At 28.7% G+C, this 19,628-nt stretch carries 22 protein-coding genes; 6 read left to right on the top strand and 16 right to left on the bottom strand.

Going from position 1 to position 19,628, the window contains the following annotated elements; translation table 11 throughout:
- Nucleotides 1-175 precede the first annotated feature (175 nt).
- Entirely contained in the window at nucleotides 176-1,120 is a 945-nt protein-coding gene (locus tag GOQ27_RS14350) for a hypothetical protein (RefSeq protein WP_203367571.1), read from the top strand.
- 196 nt (nucleotides 1,121-1,316) lie between these two features.
- Here GOQ27_RS14350 and GOQ27_RS14345 read toward each other — a convergent pair whose 3' ends face one another.
- Both GOQ27_RS14345 and GOQ27_RS14340 read right to left on the bottom strand, forming a co-directional pair.
- Nucleotides 1,317-2,399, bottom strand: coding sequence for a PDDEXK family nuclease (locus tag GOQ27_RS14345; protein WP_203367570.1), 1,083 nt, complete (start codon nucleotides 2,397-2,399; stop codon nucleotides 1,317-1,319).
- Between the two features lie 510 nt (nucleotides 2,400-2,909).
- Nucleotides 2,910-4,490 carry an HNH endonuclease gene (locus GOQ27_RS14340; protein ID WP_203367569.1) on the bottom strand — a complete coding sequence of 527 codons (1,581 nt, stop codon included), beginning with the start codon at nucleotides 4,488-4,490 and terminating at the stop codon, nucleotides 2,910-2,912.
- Between the two features lie 564 nt (nucleotides 4,491-5,054).
- Here GOQ27_RS14340 and GOQ27_RS14335 point away from each other — a divergent pair.
- A complete protein-coding gene (locus GOQ27_RS14335; protein ID WP_350445934.1) occupies nucleotides 5,055-6,452 on the top strand; it encodes a Sau3AI family type II restriction endonuclease in 1,398 nt (465 codons plus the stop codon).
- Nucleotides 6,445-7,167: a hypothetical protein gene (locus GOQ27_RS14330; RefSeq protein ID WP_203367567.1), complete on the top strand. Its 723-nt coding sequence runs from the start codon at nucleotides 6,445-6,447 to the stop codon at nucleotides 7,165-7,167. The genes GOQ27_RS14335 and GOQ27_RS14330 overlap by 8 nt, the downstream gene beginning before the upstream one ends.
- Before the next feature lie 30 nt (nucleotides 7,168-7,197).
- Here GOQ27_RS14330 and GOQ27_RS14325 read toward each other — a convergent pair whose 3' ends face one another.
- From GOQ27_RS14325 to cysK, 6 genes are all read right to left on the bottom strand, one after another.
- On the bottom strand, nucleotides 7,198-7,443 hold the full coding sequence (locus GOQ27_RS14325; RefSeq protein ID WP_203367566.1) for a hypothetical protein: 246 nt from the start codon (nucleotides 7,441-7,443) through the stop codon (nucleotides 7,198-7,200).
- Nucleotides 7,444-7,546: 103 nt separating this feature from the next.
- The gene (dcm, locus tag GOQ27_RS14320; RefSeq protein WP_203367565.1) at nucleotides 7,547-8,758 is read right to left on the bottom strand and encodes a DNA (cytosine-5-)-methyltransferase; all 1,212 of its coding nucleotides are present in this window, start codon (nucleotides 8,756-8,758) and stop codon (nucleotides 7,547-7,549) included.
- A gap of 41 nt (nucleotides 8,759-8,799) precedes the next feature.
- Nucleotides 8,800-9,000: a hypothetical protein gene (locus GOQ27_RS14315; protein WP_203367564.1), complete on the bottom strand. Its 201-nt coding sequence runs from the start codon at nucleotides 8,998-9,000 to the stop codon at nucleotides 8,800-8,802.
- Between the two features lie 186 nt (nucleotides 9,001-9,186).
- On the bottom strand, nucleotides 9,187-10,086 hold the full coding sequence (locus tag GOQ27_RS14310) for a tyrosine-type recombinase/integrase (RefSeq protein ID WP_203367563.1): 900 nt from the start codon (nucleotides 10,084-10,086) through the stop codon (nucleotides 9,187-9,189).
- 209 nt (nucleotides 10,087-10,295) lie between these two features.
- Nucleotides 10,296-11,039, bottom strand: coding sequence for a YebC/PmpR family DNA-binding transcriptional regulator (locus tag GOQ27_RS14305; protein ID WP_203367562.1), 744 nt, complete (start codon nucleotides 11,037-11,039; stop codon nucleotides 10,296-10,298).
- Between the two features lie 140 nt (nucleotides 11,040-11,179).
- Nucleotides 11,180-12,097: a cysteine synthase A gene (cysK, locus tag GOQ27_RS14300; RefSeq protein WP_203367561.1), complete on the bottom strand. Its 918-nt coding sequence runs from the start codon at nucleotides 12,095-12,097 to the stop codon at nucleotides 11,180-11,182.
- Nucleotides 12,098-12,240: 143 nt separating this feature from the next.
- Between cysK and GOQ27_RS14295 the strand changes: the two genes are divergently transcribed.
- Together GOQ27_RS14295 and GOQ27_RS14290 are read left to right on the top strand one after the other, a co-directional pair.
- Nucleotides 12,241-12,597: a sulfite exporter TauE/SafE family protein gene (locus tag GOQ27_RS14295; RefSeq protein WP_203367560.1), complete on the top strand. Its 357-nt coding sequence runs from the start codon at nucleotides 12,241-12,243 to the stop codon at nucleotides 12,595-12,597.
- Nucleotides 12,594-12,941, top strand: a complete 348-nt coding sequence (locus GOQ27_RS14290; protein ID WP_203367559.1) for a sulfite exporter TauE/SafE family protein — start codon at nucleotides 12,594-12,596, stop codon at nucleotides 12,939-12,941. Before GOQ27_RS14295 ends, GOQ27_RS14290 begins: the two co-directional genes overlap by 4 nt.
- A gap of 36 nt (nucleotides 12,942-12,977) precedes the next feature.
- On the opposite strand, the gene GOQ27_RS14285 is transcribed toward GOQ27_RS14290, so the two are convergent.
- The 5 genes from GOQ27_RS14285 to GOQ27_RS14265 form a co-directional block, all read right to left on the bottom strand.
- Nucleotides 12,978-13,370 carry a CoA-binding protein gene (locus tag GOQ27_RS14285; RefSeq protein ID WP_203367558.1) on the bottom strand — a complete coding sequence of 131 codons (393 nt, stop codon included), beginning with the start codon at nucleotides 13,368-13,370 and terminating at the stop codon, nucleotides 12,978-12,980.
- 52 nt (nucleotides 13,371-13,422) lie between these two features.
- Nucleotides 13,423-14,070, bottom strand: a complete 648-nt coding sequence (locus GOQ27_RS14280) for a YigZ family protein (protein WP_203367557.1) — start codon at nucleotides 14,068-14,070, stop codon at nucleotides 13,423-13,425.
- A gap of 145 nt (nucleotides 14,071-14,215) precedes the next feature.
- The gene (locus GOQ27_RS14275; RefSeq protein ID WP_203367556.1) at nucleotides 14,216-15,307 is read right to left on the bottom strand and encodes an RNA-guided endonuclease TnpB family protein; all 1,092 of its coding nucleotides are present in this window, start codon (nucleotides 15,305-15,307) and stop codon (nucleotides 14,216-14,218) included.
- Complete coding sequence (gene tnpA / locus GOQ27_RS14270; protein WP_203367555.1) at nucleotides 15,304-15,705, bottom strand: IS200/IS605 family transposase; 402 nt, start codon at nucleotides 15,703-15,705, stop codon at nucleotides 15,304-15,306. The genes GOQ27_RS14275 and tnpA overlap by 4 nt, the downstream gene beginning before the upstream one ends.
- A 204-nt stretch (nucleotides 15,706-15,909) precedes the next feature.
- The gene (locus GOQ27_RS14265) at nucleotides 15,910-16,341 is read right to left on the bottom strand and encodes an NUDIX hydrolase (protein ID WP_203367554.1); all 432 of its coding nucleotides are present in this window, start codon (nucleotides 16,339-16,341) and stop codon (nucleotides 15,910-15,912) included.
- Between the two features lie 140 nt (nucleotides 16,342-16,481).
- On the opposite strand from GOQ27_RS14265, the gene GOQ27_RS14260 reads away from it, so the two are divergent.
- Nucleotides 16,482-16,937, top strand: a complete 456-nt coding sequence (locus GOQ27_RS14260) for a DUF3189 family protein (protein WP_203367553.1) — start codon at nucleotides 16,482-16,484, stop codon at nucleotides 16,935-16,937.
- Here the strand turns inward: GOQ27_RS14260 and GOQ27_RS14255 are convergent.
- The 3 genes from GOQ27_RS14255 to yunB are packed head-to-tail and all read right to left on the bottom strand — an operon-like array spanning nucleotide 16,924 to nucleotide 19,558.
- Nucleotides 16,924-17,571 carry a HEAT repeat domain-containing protein gene (locus tag GOQ27_RS14255; RefSeq protein ID WP_203367552.1) on the bottom strand — a complete coding sequence of 216 codons (648 nt, stop codon included), beginning with the start codon at nucleotides 17,569-17,571 and terminating at the stop codon, nucleotides 16,924-16,926. The genes GOQ27_RS14260 and GOQ27_RS14255 overlap by 14 nt on opposite strands.
- Before the next feature lie 10 nt (nucleotides 17,572-17,581).
- Nucleotides 17,582-18,856 carry a GTPase HflX gene (gene hflX, locus GOQ27_RS14250; protein WP_203367551.1) on the bottom strand — a complete coding sequence of 425 codons (1,275 nt, stop codon included), beginning with the start codon at nucleotides 18,854-18,856 and terminating at the stop codon, nucleotides 17,582-17,584.
- A gap of 54 nt (nucleotides 18,857-18,910) precedes the next feature.
- Nucleotides 18,911-19,558 carry a sporulation protein YunB gene (gene yunB / locus GOQ27_RS14245; protein ID WP_203367550.1) on the bottom strand — a complete coding sequence of 216 codons (648 nt, stop codon included), beginning with the start codon at nucleotides 19,556-19,558 and terminating at the stop codon, nucleotides 18,911-18,913.
- Between the last annotated feature and the right edge of the window lie 70 nt (nucleotides 19,559-19,628).

Raw genomic sequence — 19,628 nt, 5'->3', positions numbered from 1 at the left:
TTACTTATTAAATTATTTAATTAATTTATCGTAACATATTTTAAAACTCCTATCATGACAATCAAATCAGTTAAGTAGTTAGTGATTTTTATATATGGTAAAATAAGTATAAGAAAGCCATACAAATATATGTTTTCTTAGAAAAGTTACTATAATTTGAAAGGGAGGTATTTATATGTCATTAACTTCTATGCTAAAAGGTAAAACTGACAAGGATAAACAGTTCCAGAGTATATTAAGAAATATAGTTACTCCGAGACCAGTATTTTCTACAGTATCTGGAAACAAACCTTTTTCTTCTGAATACAAAGAATTAGCACCATATAATTTGAGTAAAACTTATTATTCAACTATTGTTGGAACGGGGTTTGATTATCTTGCAAGATTTATGATTGCTAGAAAATTAAAAATTAAGGACAGTAAAGTACTTGCTTATAATAATCTTGTCGCTGAATATGGTCTCAAAGTATTAGAAGAAATGCTAGAAGGAAGACAATACAAAATTCTTAATAAAAAATATAATAAAGGCATTAAATTATGTAAAAGATTTGTTTATAATAAAAATATCGATTTTGATAAATTACTAAACTTTTCTGGATATTTAGCTTCGCTTGAAGTTATTAGAAGGTCAGGACTTCCACCTATGAATATCCAAGAAAGTCTAATAGAAGATATAAGCATAGAAATTATTAATGATTTAAGGAGATTGTGTGATATCTTTCAAAATAAATTCATTAATTCAGGAGTTATAAACGAAGATAGTAATGTCATATTTAATCCTCGATTTGGAATAGGTTCTTTGTGTTGTAAAGGGGCTGATGCAGATTTATTTATAGATGGTACATTGTACGATTTTAAATGTACTAAAATTAGAGGGTATAGATGGAAAGACTCTGCACAAATTGTTGGATATTACCTATTAAACAATATCGATATTAGATGTGGTGGAAAAGGTATGGGAATTGATGAGCATGGAATGGAATACAGAATAGAGAAACTTGCTTTTTATAAAGGTAGATATGGTGAAATAGAAATTGTTGACGTAAAATCATTAGATAAAAATAAGATTGAACAAGGGATAGAAGAATTGAGAAAACTATGGAACTTAACCTTTATATAATAACTATTAAAGCGCTTATGCTTATAATTTATCTATCAATAAAAAGTATTAGAGTTTTGATTTGTTATAATAAATTACCACTCTAATACTTCTTATTATATTTATATACTATAGTATATACAATCAGCAAAAGAATGAAATAAAATATAATTTATATTAGTAATTATGTATTAATCGTCTTATACCTAAATATTATTTATATCTTAGATAAGTATTTTTTTAGTACTTCTACAAACTTTATAAACATAACTCCTACCTCTTCAGTGTAATTAATTAACCCTTTATTCATATCACAACTCATCTCTTTATAAACTCTTAACCAATCTGAATTTTTTACCCCTTCTTTTACTTCACAGGAATATTGTAATTCATTTTCAATATATTCTTTTTTGGCAAAATATATATCATTTAGTTTTTCTGATACTATACTGTTCCTTGCAGAAAGTTCTAATCTGAATTGTCCTTCTCTCTTCTTATAAACAAGCGCAAAAACTAAATTACTATCTATTCCTGAATAAATCTTGACATATGGTTTTCTATTATTATAATAAGCCTTATGTCCTCGTTCATTTGCCATAGAAACTATTTTATTAAAGAAATGTATTACTTCATCTGATTGCACTATTTTTCCTTTTGATTTATTAACTTTTTTCTTGTTTATAAAATAATCCTCTATATTATATGGAGGTATAATTTGATTAACATCAATAATTATTTCTTCATTATTATTTATTAGATATGGAACAATTGATTGACATTTTATATCAATATTGTTTTGTGATAACCACGCACATACCGATAAAATTCGTTTATCTATTTCTTTTCCAATAATTATAATTCTTTGAGATGAATTTAATAGTCCATTCAATAAATCTTCAGAGTCTACTTCTAAAAAATTCATTATATTATCAAGTGCATCTTCCTCTATATTGAATTTTTTTAAATACTCATCATATATATCTACAATTTCATTCGGTGTTAGATTAGAGCAATATGAACAATATTTAAGTGCTTGAAAATCAACATTTCCACCTGTCTTATCCCTTTTAACTTCAATTATTACTAGATTACCATCTTTATCTAAACCTAATAAATCTAGTCTTTCGTTAACTTCAAATTTATCATACTCATGAGCAATAATAATAATTTCTTCTCCTAGTATAGATGAGTCTTTTCTTATCCATTCTTCTATATTATCTCTTTCTTTTAAATTGTTATCTGAAAATGTAGTCATTGTAATTTTTTCTAGTTCGTTGTTATTTTGATTAAGTTTATACATATTTTCCCCCTTTGAATATATACCTGAACAATACCTATACTACTTAAAATTTTCATTACAATTTCTAATAATGTTTATCCAATATTTTAAAAAAATCATCACATTATTCCCTTGATTTGATTTTATATTTATTGTATCATATTCACCTTTGATATTTTTACCTTTGGAGTTATATTGCTTCATCTTTGACAAACTTGATAGCCTAATACATCTACCTTTTTATTTTTTCTTCAAATATAATTACATATATACTTGTTACAACAGAACAACAGACCTTAAAATAATAGTTTCACTCCTGTATGATTCATCCCTCACAATAAAATTAATAATAGGCATTTATTGTACTGAAAATTTAAATCATTCATTAAATGAAAAGTTTGGACATACTTATTTATTAAAATGTTTAAAAGAAGGAGTAGTTAATGTCTCAGAGCTTACATTACTTAAACAAATTGTTCATTAATAAATTATCATTTATATCATACAATAAGCTATAGAATGTAATCTTATTTAATTTATATTAGTATTAATATTTAAAATAGAAGGTATATTTAAATTCCTTACTTCAACAATATATTCTAAAAACTCTTCTCTAGTATTTCCTACAGTCCCAAACACATTATGATAACTACCACTTTTATTAGGATTATGACATTCCTTACATAATGTAATTCCATTATCAATAATAAATCTTTTCTCTATGAAGTCTGCAAAGTTATCTAAATGATGGACTTCAAGATTACCACTTTTTTTATTTCCACATATTTGACAACTATAGTTATCCCTCTGCATTACTTTATTTCTCCATCCCTTATATTTTGGTGTGTTCATTATTATTTGTTTTTCAGGTGTTCTTCCATTTTTCCAATTAGGATTAAGACTTCCTGTTCTTCTTACCCCATACATAGGATTTTTTTCACCTTTAAATATTCCTCTTTTTCTAAGAGTCTCTGATATTTTATCCTTCCATTCTTGGGTACTTTTTTGTCTAATCATTCTTTCAGTTGTTTCAATGTTTTTATATAATTTTATTCCTTTTTGTATCCAAATTGTGTATGCTTTGTCTTGCAAATTCTTTAATGTACGGTTAGGAAAATGTTCTTTTATAAGTTCTGTATTCGTCTTAGATGAATATAGTTCAATAAAAACTTCTTCTTCTTCCAAAGACCATTGTTGAGCGTCTGATATTGCAAAATTCTCTCCTTTACATTCCTTACAAATATTTCTATATCCATCATTACATGCGATATCCTTAGGAAAATGAATTGCATCAAAAGGATAATATTCTCTACACTTTTTGCATTTTTTATGTTTTATATTATCTATACTTTTATATAATTCATCGTCTGGTATATTTTTATAATCATTAGTACGTTTCAAATTCATTTTATTTGCTCTACTTCTAATTGCCTTCCATGTTCTACTAGGCAATAATTTTTGCAATTCTTCTTTTGTCAATATGAGATAACTTTCTATTAAAATATCAATTTCTCCATCTGACCATAGAGTATATTTCTTCTTTGGATTAAATTTTCTTCCAGCACACTCTAAACAAGTATTTTCTAGTCCATCAAAACTTGTTTTAGATATTAAAAAGAATTTATTTGTACTTGGAAGTTCTCTCTTACACTTTCTACATATTTTATGACCTTCTTTACACCCAATTCTTCTTCTTTTTATTAAACAAGAAGTACAAGCCATGTAGTATCCATCCTTTGAATTTTTGTTCGTTTTAAAATTAGAAATATGAAGTATTTTTTTACAGTCTATACATTTCTTATGTTCTTCTGGAATAACCTCTTTTTTCACGTTGAATATTTCCTTCTTGTATCTACATTCCTTACATTGAGTTGTAAGTCCATCTGGTCTGTTTTTATCAGCATTAAAATATTCTTTACTTTCAGGAAGTTCTCTTTTACATTTACTACACTTTTTAAAGCCTTCCTTTACAGGATTAGGTATTAAATAGTTATACCCTTGACACTTTCTACACGTCCCTCTAAAACCATCTTTACTATCTTTACGCTTCTGATAATAAGTTTTATTTAAAGGAAGTGTACTACCACATTTTGAGCATGTTTTTTCACGCATTTACAATCACCTATTCAACATTAGATTTATTGTTAGAAAACATATAATTTTCTTCTAGTTAGTTATATACTTGAAATCTTACTTTTTTATAATTCTATTAGTATCATTATGAAATTATCTCTTAGTTTGAAAGTGAAATTTATCTTTTCTTATAACTACTTATAATGTAATCATAGCTACGCCTACTATCTTTATCATCCTTTCCAACAAATATATATCTTTATTTTCAAAAATTTTATTATACTCAAATATCCCAACATAACTCTTCACTATCACATAACATCTAAGAATGTATTTATATTCCATTATTTTACACGTTTCTTGTTTTTTTATAAAGTTATTATATCATACTAAATCCATTAAACATCTGTCAACTGAGCTATTCACAAAAGTTTTGAAGTTGATAAAACCAGAGTTTTAATGTCATATTTCATAGTTAATTTTATAATTAAATTATTGTAATGATATGTATTCTATATAAAATAATCATCAAAGTAGAAGTTTGCTAATAAATGTAAATTATAGTATCATAATATTAATCTTTTTTTAAGGAGGGGGATATAAATTAATAATCAACAGTTATTACCATATGATGAAACAAATCCTGTATCAATAGAAGAATACGCTAAAAAACTTATAGGAAAAACATTTAGAGAAGTAATAGATGATATTGAAATGAAGAAAGGTAATAAGGGTGGACTCGGTCAATTATTAGAAAAATACTACTTTCAATATCAACTAAATTCTGATAGTGAACCTGACTTTAAAGAAGCAGGTGTAGAATTGAAAGTAACCCCTTTTAAGAAAAATAAAAGTAAGAAAAAGCCTTTCTCTGCTAAGGAAAGATTAGTGCTTAATATTATAAACTTTGAAACTATTGTTTACGAGACTTTTCACAATAGTTCCTTTCTTAATAAAAACAAACTATTACTTTTAATATTTTATCTTCATGATTTCGATATACCTAATAAACTTGATTTTCTTATCAAATATGTACAGTTATTTGAATATCCTCATGAAGATTTTAAAATTATTGAGCAAGATTGGAATACAATAGTAAATAAAATTAAATTAGGTAAAGCACATGAATTATCAGAAGGAGATACTATGTATCTTGGTGCTTGTACTAAAGGTAGTAAAAAAGCAGATAGTTATAGAGTTCAACCTTTTTCTGATATAAAAGCACCCCAAAGGGCTCTTTCTTTAAAAAGCACTTATATGAACTACATACTGAGAAACTATATACTAAAACATAAAACTACTTATGAGCCTATCATTAAAGATAAATCTATACTAGAAAATCAAACTTTTGAAGAGTATATTGTAAATAAAATATCTGAACACCATGGAAAAAGTATTGATACACTTTGTGAAGAATTTAATGTTAGTAAAAGTGCTAAACAAAAAACTACTCAAGTAGCATTAAAAATCTTAGGCTTAAAGTCAAATAAAGCAGAGGAATTTGAAAAAGCAAATATAAAGATGAAATCAATACGTATCCAATCTAATGGAAGAATAAAAGAACATATGTCTTTTCCAACTTTTAAATTCATTGAATTAATAAAAGAAGATTGGGAAACTTCAACCTTTAGAACTATGTTAGAAGAAACTAAGTTCTTCTTCATTATTTATAAATTTAATTCAAATAATGAATTGATATTAGAAAGAACTATGTTCTGGAATATGCCTATTAATATCTTGGATACAGAAGTAAAATATGTTTGGGAAAAAACTGTTAAGATAATAAATGATGGTGTAAAGTTAGAAAAAGTGGGAAAAAGAACATTTAATAATTTACCATCAGCATCTAAAAACCCTGTCTCACATGTTAGACCGCATGGTAAAGATGGTAGTGATACTTACCCTCTACCTGATGGTAGAGATATGCCTAAGCAAAGCTTTTGGTTAAATAACTCTTTTATATTAGAACAAATTCTAGAGAATGGAGATAATTATGACTAAAAAAAGCAATTTTCAAGCAGATATGCAAGGAGAAAAAATATTAGCTGGATTTATGGATAAATTCTTTTATAATAAATTGGATATATCAAATTTTAAAAGATTTAATGCTGATTCCAGTGTAGAAGATTTAAACATACAAAGAGATGGCATTGATTTGAATTTCACTTTTGATAATAAAAGATATATAATAGATGAAAAAGCATCCCTTCATTATCCAGAGGGTTTACCAACTTTTGCCTTTGAATTAAAATTTAAAAATAGCAGTAATCTTTGGAGAGATGGATGGTTTATTGATAACTCTAAGTTAACTACTCATTATTTAATATCTTGGGTAAAAAGAAAATCTATTGACCTTATAAATTTGAAAGAAGATGATATTAATACGGTGGAGGTTATTTTATTAGAGAAAAAGAAACTTAAAGATTTCATAGAAGAGAATTACAAACTTAATAATGAAGGAATTAAAAATCAAGTTAAATCAATAATTAGTAAAAATAAATTTGGACAGTTACATTCTATTGGAGATTACAAGTTTCCTCGGTTTCATTATACTCCTTCTAATAAATTGCAAGAAACACCTATTAATTTAGTAATTCATAAGAAAACTCTAATTAAGTTATCTGATTTTCGTTTTATTGTTTATCGAGATAGACCTTATGCTAAGTCTGATAATTCTCACCTTTGGTTGAAGAGTGAATTTCAAATAAATAAATAAATAGAGGTCATAGACCTCTATTTTATTCTTCTATTCTTCTATTCTTTTAATTGGTATTCGTAAAATTTCTTCATTCTCAAGGTAGTAATACCTTTCATCTTCATTACTTATCCATTCATCTTCTTTTAGGATTTTATCTAGTTCAAAAGCTATACTAAAATGTAAATCTATAACTTGATTTGTTTCTTTATCGAAATCTACCCCTACTCCGTTATTTTCCATCTTTACATCAGCATACATTAAATTTTCTTTCTTATGAGTACTTAGTAATTTCAACTATATCACTCTCCCCTATTATAACTATTATACAATACATATAATGTATTTAAAAAAAGTATTAGTATGACTAATTATTTATCTAAATATTATATAATATTATTTATTCCTCTTTCTTAAATATATCAACTAAAGCATTTCCCATTTTTTCAACAAGTCCAACAACTAAAGCATTTCCCATACAAAAATATCTAAACCTTTCTGACATTCCTTTATTAGTCCAGTTATCATCAAACCCGTTTAATCTTTCACATTCAACAGGTGTTAATTTTCTCAATCTATTTGTTTGAGGGTCTCTAATTATATGTGTACTTCTATTTTTTGAAGACTCACTTGTTAACATTGTTCTAGATGGTTTATCTATAGGGTCAGGAAATGCTATGGCTCCTTCTGAGAAAGTATATTTATGTCCAGTTTTGCTTACTCTCTCTATCCTCTTAGAACCTTTCATATAATCCCAATCATCAAGTTCGCCATTCAAATAATACTTTTCATCAACGTCTTTCTCCAAAATATCTCCTAGAGTTTTAACATCTCCTTTAAAGTCAGGTAAAGTTTCTTCTGTATAAATTTTACCTTTTCTCATTATGCCTGAGTTTAAAAACATAAAACTAAAATTATCAGAGACATCTACCAAACCATTATAATCAAATTCAATTTCTTTAGGAATTTTCTTTGGATTAGAATTATCTTGAATTGGGAACTCTTTTTGAAAAAATCCCTCTTTATGTAGATATTCCCTTAAAGAATTATACTCTAAACACTCAGAAAATCGAGTATCATTTTTATATGCAAATATGAAAACTCTTCTTCTTCTTTGAGCAAATCCATACTCTGCTGCATTAATTACTCTCCATTCTACAGAGTAATTAAGATTGTTTAAACATGCTAACATGACTCCAAAATCTCTACCCCTTTGTTTACTAGGAGATTTCAATAGTCTATCCACATTTTCTAATAAAATAAATGAAGGATTTTTCACTTTTAAAGTTTCATATATACTCCACCATAAAACTCCTTTTTTACCTTGTATTCCTTTGGCTCCTGTACTTGCTACACTATAATCTTGACAAGGGAAACCTCCAACCAAAAGGTTATGATTAGGTATAATAGATTTATCCACTTTATTAATATCTATATTTACATGCCTATCAGACTCTCCAAAATTATGTATATAGCATTGAAAAGCATCTTGTGACTTTCTCTTTGGCTCCCATTGATTTGACCATACAAAATCCCAATCTTTAGATGCTTTCTCTAATCCTAAACGAAAACCTCCTACACCAGCAAATAATTCACAAACCGTTCTTTCCATGTTCATCCTCCTACTAATTACCTTTTCAATAAATATGATAATTACTTATTTTTTCTATTTTTTATTTCACTAGCAATTAGTTCAACTGCTTTTTCTGAAAAATTACTCCCTTTACCATGTTTTAATATTTCTTGTTTTGTATTTTCTCTTATATAAATCTTAAAACCTTTTTTCTTTTCGCACTCATCTAAAGGTGTTCTTCCTGCCCCTTTACGAGTTCCTCCTCGTTTTCCATTACTCATCTAATCACCTTCTTGATTATATCATTGTTTGTTTGATTTTACAACCCTTAAAATCAAACATTTGTTCTTTTCTAGTTTAATTATAATATCTATACATTATTTTATTATAATAGTTATTATCCAATATGTACATAGTTGCTTGAACCTAGTCAACTTCAACATATAGATGGTAATAAAGTATAAATATTATTTATTTAAACTACTCAACGGACTTGTACATATACCTTTCTCTATTATTTTCTCGTTTGTCAGCGATGATAAGTATGTCTGAGTGATATTTATTTTAGAATGTCCAAGCAATTTTGAAACTGTATAGATATCATTATTTTCTAACATTTTTACTGAATAATAATGTCTTGCAGTATGTGGACTACACCTTATTTGATTTCTTACTTGTGCAATTGTTCCAGCTTTCTTATATATTCTTTCTAAAGCCTCAACTGTTAAAGGTCTTCCAGTTCTACTTAAAAAGTAATTGTTAGGGATTTCTTTACCTTTAAAATATATACTTTTATGTTTATTGTATCTTTTAATAACTTTTCTAAGTTCCAATGAAATAGGTACATATCTTTCTTTATTCCCTTTTCCCCTAATAAATAACCTATCTTCTTGTATATGATTATTCATGATATTAATAGTCTCACTTGCTCTTATACCAGTATCTAATTGTATTGATACAATCGTTTTATTTCTGGCATTTAAATAATTAGAAAAATCATAAACTAATAACATCTTACTAACTTCATTATCATTAAATACTTCTATCACTTTTTTCTCTTCCCTTGAAAATTTCACTTTCTCCATTGGATTAATTATTATATATTCTTCTTCTTTACAGTACCTAAAGAATGCTCTTAGAACCTTGTTTATAGAATTAAGGTATACATTTGTACATCCACTATCACTTTTACTCTTAAAATACTTTTTAACGTGGATTGGTTTGATATCATTTATATCCTTAATATTCATTTCATTATCTAAATATTTTAAGAATAATGCTGTTGTATTTCTATAACTTTTAATTGTTTTTGGTGATAATCCCCTTGATTGACTATTAAATAAAAAATCTTCAAATTCTAAATACAAAAAAAACACCTCCATATTATTGTTGTTTATACACAATAAAAATAGAGATGTTTATCTTAATTCATATTTTTATATCAATGAAGTTCACCTTAATTCAAGTATATATAGATAGACTTCAAAATTAATGTTTATCATAATACACCTTAAAAATTAAAGTTTTATATTTTCCATCATTGGCTATACCTATTGAAATCACTTAGACATAAACACTATTCATCAAGGTCAGACGGCATGTCCCAATTATGATAAACTTCTTGAACATCGTCATTATCTTCAAGAGCATCAATAAGTTTTGCCATAGTTTTAATGTCTTTTTCCTCATCAAGCTTTGTTTCATTTTGTGGTACAAAGGTTACTTCAGCTGTAGCAAATTTATATCCTTCAGCTTTAAGAGCATCTCTTACATCCTTGAAGTCTTCTGGTGCTGTAGTGATCTCAAAGTATTCATCTTCTGCTCTAAAATCCTCTGCTCCAGCTTCTATTGTCTGTATCATTAGCTCTTCTTCGTCAGTATCTTCAGTTCTCTCAATGATAAAAACACCTTTTCTATCGAACATGAAGGATACGCATCCTGTTGCTCCTAAATTACCATTATACTTTGAGAAATAGTGTCTTACATCTGCTGCTGTTCTGTTTTTATTATCTGTAAGACATTGAACCATTACTGCCACACCATTTGGTCCATAACCTTCATAAGTAATTTCTTCATAATTAGCTCCATCTAGATCTCCAGAGCCCTTCTTTATAGCTCTATCTATATTATCATTTGGCATATTCTCTGCCTTTGCTTTTTCTATAGCATTAGCTAGATCTGTATTATACTCTGAATCATCTCCACCTTCTTTTACAGCAACTGTTATTGCTCTTGCTAGTTTAGTGAAGACCTTAGCTTTCTTTGCATCTTGTCTTCCTTTTCTATGTTTTATATTGGCCCATTTTGAATGTCCAGCCATAATTATACCTCCTTAAAATACCATAAATATTAGTTGTAGAAAACTAATATTATTCTAACATAATAATCAAATATATTAAAGTAAAAAGAAGTAGGCAATCACCTACTTCTTAAAGCTATCTTATCTAATTGATTATCTGCCTATCCAAAGATTCCTGTACTTAAATATCTTTCTCCATTATCCGGAGCTATAACTACTACTTTTTTACCTTTTCCTAACTCTTTAGCTTTTTCTATAGCCACATGTACTGCCGCTCCTGAAGATATACCAACTAGTATTCCTTCTTGTCTTGCTAATTCTCTCATAGTATTAATAGCATTTTCTTCTTCTATTTTTATAACACTATCTATTATTTTCATGTTTAGTACCCCTGGAATAAACCCTGCTCCAATACCTTGTATTTTATGGGGTCCTGGATTACCTCCGGACATAACTGGAGATCCCTCAGGTTCAACAGCTAATATTTCTATGCTTTCAATCTCGTCTTTTAATACTTCTCCTACACCTGTCACAGTACCACCAGTACCTACCCCTGCTACAAATGCATCAAAGTCATTATTCATCTGTTCTAATATTTCTTTAGCTGTAGTTTTTCTGTGAACATCTGGGTTGTGTAAGTTCTCAAATTGTTGAGGCATAAAGTATGTCTCATTATTATCAGCTAACTCTTTAGCTTTATTAATAGCTCCATTCATCCCTTGGGCTCCCGGTGTTAATATTAATTCTGCTCCATAAGCCTTTAATAAGTTTCTTCTTTCCATACTCATTGTATCAGGCATAACTAATATAACTTTATAACCTTTAGCTGCGCCAACCATTGCTAATCCTATACCTGTATTCCCACTAGTTGGTTCGATAATAGATGTATCTTCTTTTAATAAACCTAGTTCTTCTGCCTTTTCTATCATATTTAAGGAAATTCTGTCTTTTATACTACTTCCTGGGTTAAAGTACTCTATTTTCACATATACATCTGCTGAATTATCACTAACCATTTTGTTCAATTTTACCATTGGTGTTTTCCCTACTAAATCACTGATATTATTTACAACTCTCATTTATACAACCTCCTATTTTTATACCCATTAATTCCGACTGGTTTTAATGGTTTTATTATATTTTATGTAATTTATATTGTCAAGTGCATATATTATATCCTTTTAGTAAAAATTATAATAAAATCTTTTAAAGGTGATATCTTATGAAAAGAACTTTATCTCTGGTTGTTATTGGTCTAATTACAGGACTAGTTAATGGACTTTTTGGTGCTGGTGGTGGGATGTTAATTGTTCCATCCCTTATTTATATAATTCATCTTGAAGAACATAAAGCTCATGCAACAGCTATTACTGTTATTTTACCCTTATGTATAACAAGTACTTATATATATTTTAGAAATGATTTAATTAATTTTAATATAGCTTTATTTGTAGCTATTGGTAGCACTATAGGAGGTTATATAGGAGCTAGACTTTTAAAACATGTTCCTAATAAAATACTCCGTAAGGCCTTCAGTATTTTAATAATCTATATTTCTCTTAGGATGATAATAGTATGAAACTAATTTTAATTGGTTTCTTATCCGGGATATTAGGAGGTATGGGCATAGGTGGAGGCACTATACTTATTCCAGCGCTAATATTTTTTGTTTCTATAACTCAACAACAGGCCCAAGGAATCAACCTTATAGTTTTTATACCTACTTCTATTATCGCTATCTTTATCCATTATAAGAATAAAAACCTAGAAACTAAAATAATTCTTCCAATAATTATCACAGGATTAGTAGGTTCAATTTTTGGTAGTATAGTAGCAACAAAAATCGAGCCTGAAAACTTAAGAAAAATATTTGGTGTATTTATGCTTCTAATAGGAATTTATCAATTTTTCAATAAAAAATAGACGACGAATTAAATTCGTCGCCTTTATTTACTTATTTTAATGCCCTAATGCTACTAACACACAGTCATTATGAATTACTTTAAATTCATTGTCTTTTGCCTTATTTACTACTTCATCATTAGAAGTACCAGGTTGAAACCATAAATTCTCAATACCTTTATCCTTTGCCTTATCAATAGCTGCTAAACTTACTTGTGGTGGAACAACAAAATCCAACACATCTGGAGTTACCGGGAGATCTTCAATGCTTTTATAACATTTTTGTCCTTCAATATCATCATACTTTGGATTAATAGGATATACTTCATAATTATTATCTTTTAGCTTTTTATATATTTTGTAACCAAACTTCTCTTTATTAGGACTTACACCTAAAACAGCCCATACTTTTTTATCTAACATTTCATTCCTTAAATTCTCGTTATTCATATTTATCCCTCCTAAATTTAATAGTACCCTCACTATTATATTAATAACATTTCTATTTTATTATATTTCCATCCTTAATGGATAAAAATTCTTCATCCAATTCTATTATCTCAACTTTACCACTAGTTAAGTTCATCAATAAGCTTTCTAAATTATCCCGTTTATTTTTCTCAGATAGTATAACAATATTTACTGCATCATCATATATAACATCATCTATTATATATATTGAATTATTTAATTCATTTTCTACTTTTCCATATAAGGTATAGTCTATTCTAGCTTTTATCCTATTAAATAATACTTTTTGTACTATTAATGAAGCTTTTAGACCTATCTTAGCTCCTCGTGTATATGCCCTTACTAATCCCCCAGATCCCAGTTTAATGCCTCCAAAGTATCTTGTAACAACAACTACTACATTTCTTAAATCTTCCTTTTTTATAACTTCCAAAACAGGTATCCCTGCTGTTCCAGTAGGTTCACCATCATCACTATATCTTTGAATATTACTATTTTCTCCAAAAACATAAGCCGACACATTATGATTGGCATCTTTATGCTTTTGTTTTATTTCATTAATAAACTCTATCGCTTCTTCCTCTGACTCAATAGGTTTAGAATATCCAATGAACTTTGACTTTTTCTCTATAAACAGATCTTCACCATATGTATGTACTGTATTGTATTTATCCTTCATAATATCGCTCCTTACAAATACTAAAAATATTATAACATAGAGTGACATACTCCCACCACTTGAAGAAGTGGGGGCTTCTCGTTCGAATAGCCTAACGGCTACAGCATAAGCGAGCTATCCCCGTGTGCCCCACGGTTCTATTCGTTTACGCAAATAACATGCGTAATCCTTCATTCCTTATGTTTATACTTGCGTTATAATCCCTGTCTAGAGTTGTATCACAGACTTCGCAGTGGTATTCACGTTCAGAAAGCAATAATACCTCTTTTACTTCACCACACCTACTGCACATTTTTGAGCTTGGAAACCACTTATCTATTTTGACTAGCTGTTTACCTTGTTCTCTCAACTTGTAATCAAGCATTGATACAAATAAGCCAAAGCTATTATCAGCGACACTTTTTCCAAAGTTTAGTGCCCTGGACATCCCCTTCATGTTCAAGTCTTCAATACACACGACATCTACGACATTGGTTATCTGCCTCGATAATTTGTTCAAGAAATCTTTTCGTTGATTCGACACCTTTTCATGAAGTTTTGCCACTTTGATACGCTGTTTGTTTCTGTTATTACTGCCTTTCTCACACTTGGATAATTTTACTTGTTCTCTTTTCAGTTTCAATAGGGATTGTCGATAATACCTTGGGTACTCGGCTGATTTTCCATCAGATGATACAATTAATTCTTTCATGGAATAGTCAAGCCCTAAGAAAATTTCCGGTTCAACCGGCTCTATATAATCCTCGTATTCATACAGGATACTTGCATAATATTTCTCAGTCGGTGTTCTACTAATCGTTACAGATTTAAGCCTGTAATTATCAGGTACAGCTCTATGCTGTTTAATTTTCACTGCTCCCAGCTTCGGCAACTTGATATAACCTCGCTCTAATTTTATGTTCCCATTTACACAGTTTGTTGTATAACTTCGATGATTATTTTTCTTGGATTTGAATTTAGGAAATCCAATAGCCTTATCACGAAAAAAATTCTTATAAGCTTTATTCAAGTTGAGCTGTGCATTAGCAAGAGCCAAGCTATCTACTTCTTTTAGCCATTCAAACCCTCTTTTATACTGAGATGGCGTATTGCTTAGACTTTTACCTGTTTCTTTGTAATGTTCAATTCTATCAGCAAGCATTCTGTTATAGATAAAACGTACACACCCGAAAGTCTTGGCTATTAAGATTTGCTGTTCAGTATTTGGATATATTCTGAATTTAAATGCTTTATTCAATGTTTTTCACCTTGACTTTCGATATATTTCTTAATCACTTCAATAGGTGCACCACCTGTTGTCAACAAACAATAGCTTCTTGACCAAAAATATTCTTTCCAAAGTTTTTTGCGAACACCTGGATATTCTTTTTTTAACAACCTTGAGCTTGCACTTTTATAGGCATTTATGAACTTCGATAATTCGCTATTTGGATGGGCTTTGAATAATATATGAACATGATCTTCGTCATGATTCCATTCCATTAGCATTATATTGTAATTTGGTGCAATATACTCGAATATTTCTTTCGCACGTTCTGATATGACATCATCAAATGCTTTTCGCCTATATTTGATGACTAGCACCAGATGATAATACATCAAGAATACTGAATGATTATTATTGTCTAATTGCATTGCTCTTACCGCCTTTAGTATTATACTACTGAATATAATATATCACTTTTATAAGGCAAAAACAACCGATTCATCTCCCACCTACGCTCTCACTGCGTGAGCAAGGAAGGGTAAGAGGAGGAAGATTTCTCGGTTTTTAGATTAAATTTTATTATAATATAATTAAATTTTTGACAGTAAAAAAGGAGCAATATCGCTCCTTTTTTATACTACAGCTAAGTCTTCTTCTTTAAATTTTAAGTATTTTTTATAGGAAAGATGAACAAGGGATTTATCCTGGCTATAGGTTATTTTTTCTACAGCATCCTCAATACTATAAAATCCTCCATCCTTAAATTCATCTTTGTTTATATTATAATCAAGGCTATTTGCTTCCATGATAAACCATATTATTTCATTACAAACAGGTTTTTGTCTAGATAAAGAATAAAATTCGTAGCTGGTTTCTCCGGCAGTAGACACTATTTTGAAACTTAAGCCAGTTTCTTCCCTGACTCTGTTCACGGCAGTCTCTATCGCAAGATCTCCAGTACGAATTTTTCCTTTAGGCAATACCCACTCATCTTTTTCATTTTTTAAAATAAACACCATGTCTTTATGAAAAACAACTCCACCAGCGCATATTCTTAAGAGCATATGTAACGCCTCCTTATTTATTTATTAATTATATAATATAATAATTTGTCAGAAAATTCAATACATTTCCATAATATTTAATGGTAATAATAAACCATATTATTGCAAATTATAATAAAATAATGTTTAGGAGGTATGAAATGCACATCATATATCATTGTGTAGGCGGAACTCATTCATCTGCAATTGCTGCAGCTATTCATTTAGGTATGTTACCTAATGATAAAAAACCACAACTAAATGAATTAATGGATTTTCCTTTTTTTGATAAATTAAAAAAGGATCAGCAAGGAAGGATATTATTACGGGGAATTGATGAGAAAGGTAATCAAGTATATACAATCAGTCGACAATTTGCCCCAGAGTTAGTTATTCCTGCTATCATTGATTCTTATACTATTGCTGGGGGAAATTTAGATAATTTATTATTAATTGATACTATGCCCGCTGTAAACCTTTTAATGAAAATAGGCGGATTTAGTTCTAGAAGACTACATTTAGTCTCCTTCGGAAGACCTATCGTAGCAAAGGGTACATTACAAGCCTATGAAGATTTAATAAAAATAGTAAAGGATACAAAATCTAAGATGATTTAGTATCCTTTATTTCTGATATAACTTCTTTTGCAGCTCGTTTTACATAATCTTTTTCCCTTGTGTCCTGCAATATGTGTTCTAATAAGCTAATAGTATTATTATCTCCAATTTTTCTTAGGGATTTTATAGCATATTGTTTAACTTGTGGATTTTTATCTTCAAATAATCCCTCTAGAATTTCTTTATATTCTACTTTGCCAATTTTTCCTAAAGCCGAACAGGCTAATCTTCGAAAATTAACATTTTTACTTTTTAATTCCATCTTTAGAAATGGAACTAACTTCTCATCTTTTATTTCACCAATCAACCATATAAGTATCATTCTATCTTCTGGGTTCTTAAATTTAATATATCTTTTATAAATCTCTTCTGTTAAACTTTGTATTTCTTCCTCAGATAAGTTATTCAGATAACTAACCCTTTTGCTTTTTTCCATACTAATTATATTTATTAATCTATCATTTTTCTTAAATTCAGAGTACTTAATTTTTCCTTCAATAATATGTTTTTCTACCTCTTTATGTGGAATATTTCTAATCTTAGATATAATTTCGATGCTTTTCCCTTCCGAATATAATAGATAACTTATATGAAAGCTTTCCATTTTATCTATATTGCTCCATTTAAGAATCATATTAAATCACCTAGTCAATAATATATTTTTTATATTTATTATAGTCTTTATTATTTAATGTTACATCTATAAAAGTTCCATTATCTTTATGCTCAAACTTTTGGACATTGTAATTATTAAAGATATAGGATGCTATATCAGTATCTGCATAAGGAATCAATAAATTAGATCTATAAAATTTATCATTAAGGGCTAATTCGATTTCATTCCATAGCTTATCGATATTTATCTTCTCTTTTGCGGAAATGTACACCTTAGGTCCTTCTATACTATAATTAATATCTTCACTATTTTTCTTATCGATTTTATTAAATACAGCGATAATTGGTTTTTCTGTAGCTTTTAGTTGTTTTAATATATCTAAAGTTGTTTTTACTTGAATATCAAAATCATCATTAGTAACATCCACCACATGAAGTAATACATCTGCATAATTAACTTCTTCTAATGTCCCTTTAAATGCGGCAACCAAATGAGTAGGTAATTTACTTACAAAACCAACTGTATCAATAACAAGGGCCTTTTGACCATTAGGCAAATTAGTCTTTCTTAGAGTAGTATCTAAGGTAGCAAATAACATATCCTCAGTATAGACATCCTTTTCCTCTGAGTATTCACTGCTAAATTTGATTAATTCATTAAATAATGTAGATTTACCTGCATTTGTATATCCTACTAATGCAATGATAGGAATATCAGAGGAAAGTCTATTTTTTCTCTTAACTTCTCTTACATTTTCTACTTCCTTTAATTGTTTTCTTATTTCATCTACTCTAGATTCAATATGTCTTCTATCCGTTTCTAGCTTCTTTTCTCCCGGGCCTCTCGTTCCTATCCCTCCACCAAGTCTTGAAAGTTGTGTGCCTAGTCCTGTTAATCTAGGAAGTCTATATTTTAATTGAGCAAGCTCTACTTGTAACTTTCCTTCTTTAGTAGTAGCTCTTCTTGAAAATATATCTAATATTAATGTAGTCCTATCAATAACCTTCCTCTCTAATACCTCTTCAATATTTCTCAGTTGTGCACCAGATAATTCATCATTAAAAACTACAGTATCGATATCAAGCTCATCACAATAATTTGCAATTTCACTTAACTTACCTTTTCCACTATAAAAGGTAGCATCTATTCTGTGTTTATTTTGAATAACAGTGCTTACAGGAGTACCCTCTGCAGCTTTCACTAGCTCTTTTAACTCCTCCATAGAACTTTCGATATCAAAATCCTTTTTACTATTTAAATTTACTCCTACTAATAACGCTCTTTCTTCTAAATGTTTTTCCATTAAAATCACCTCATATTCTTCATATTATATAGTATACCAAAAAAATATATTATTTTAATCAACTACGTTTAAAAAATCTTCCTTAGGTACATTTATATAACTATCCGGTACATCCCCTACTATTACTGTTTCTGCTATAGGTATAGTTGTAGTTATACTTGCGGTGTCAGAAGCTAGTGGAACAATAATCCTTACATCAGCTTTAATTATTAAATAAACCCTGTGTATTGTTTGGTTAATTCCTGATTCCTGAAATTCAGTTGCAAAATCTACTGTTACAGATCCCTGGGGGACCATCTCCATGTTTATTTTAGGACCGTATTGGGATAAAATTTCACTACCGAAAGCATTTCCTAAAGGTATCTTCACCTTATTTATCCCTGTTTGTCTTATCTGATCTTGAACTCCCAATGCTACATCCGAGGCTATATTTGTCATTAGTATTGTATTAGCTTGCATTAAAGTTAATTTACCCTCATTATCATATTTTAAAAATATCAAATCTCTATATTGTATTTCTCTACCTATCTTCTCTTTTACAGCATCGTTTATTGCTTGGGTTGCAACCATTCGTGCTTTTACTTCACTTATAGCAAGTATAGTAGGTCTAATATTCCTATCTACTATAATAAATCCATAAAATAAAAATACAATTATAACTACAATTACTACATATCTTTTCTTAAAAGGTTTATTTCTCATTGATACCCCTCCCTGTATACTATTATATGTGTAACTAAATCTTAATTTACCTATTATTAAATTTGTTATA

Origin of the sequence: Anaeromonas frigoriresistens (genome assembly GCF_016820655.1) — a bacterium.
Classification (GTDB): Bacteria; Bacillota; Clostridia; order Tissierellales; family SIT17; genus Anaeromonas; species Anaeromonas frigoriresistens.
The sequence above is the reverse complement of the archived record's forward strand: the minus strand, read 5'-3'. Positions and strand labels throughout refer to the sequence as shown.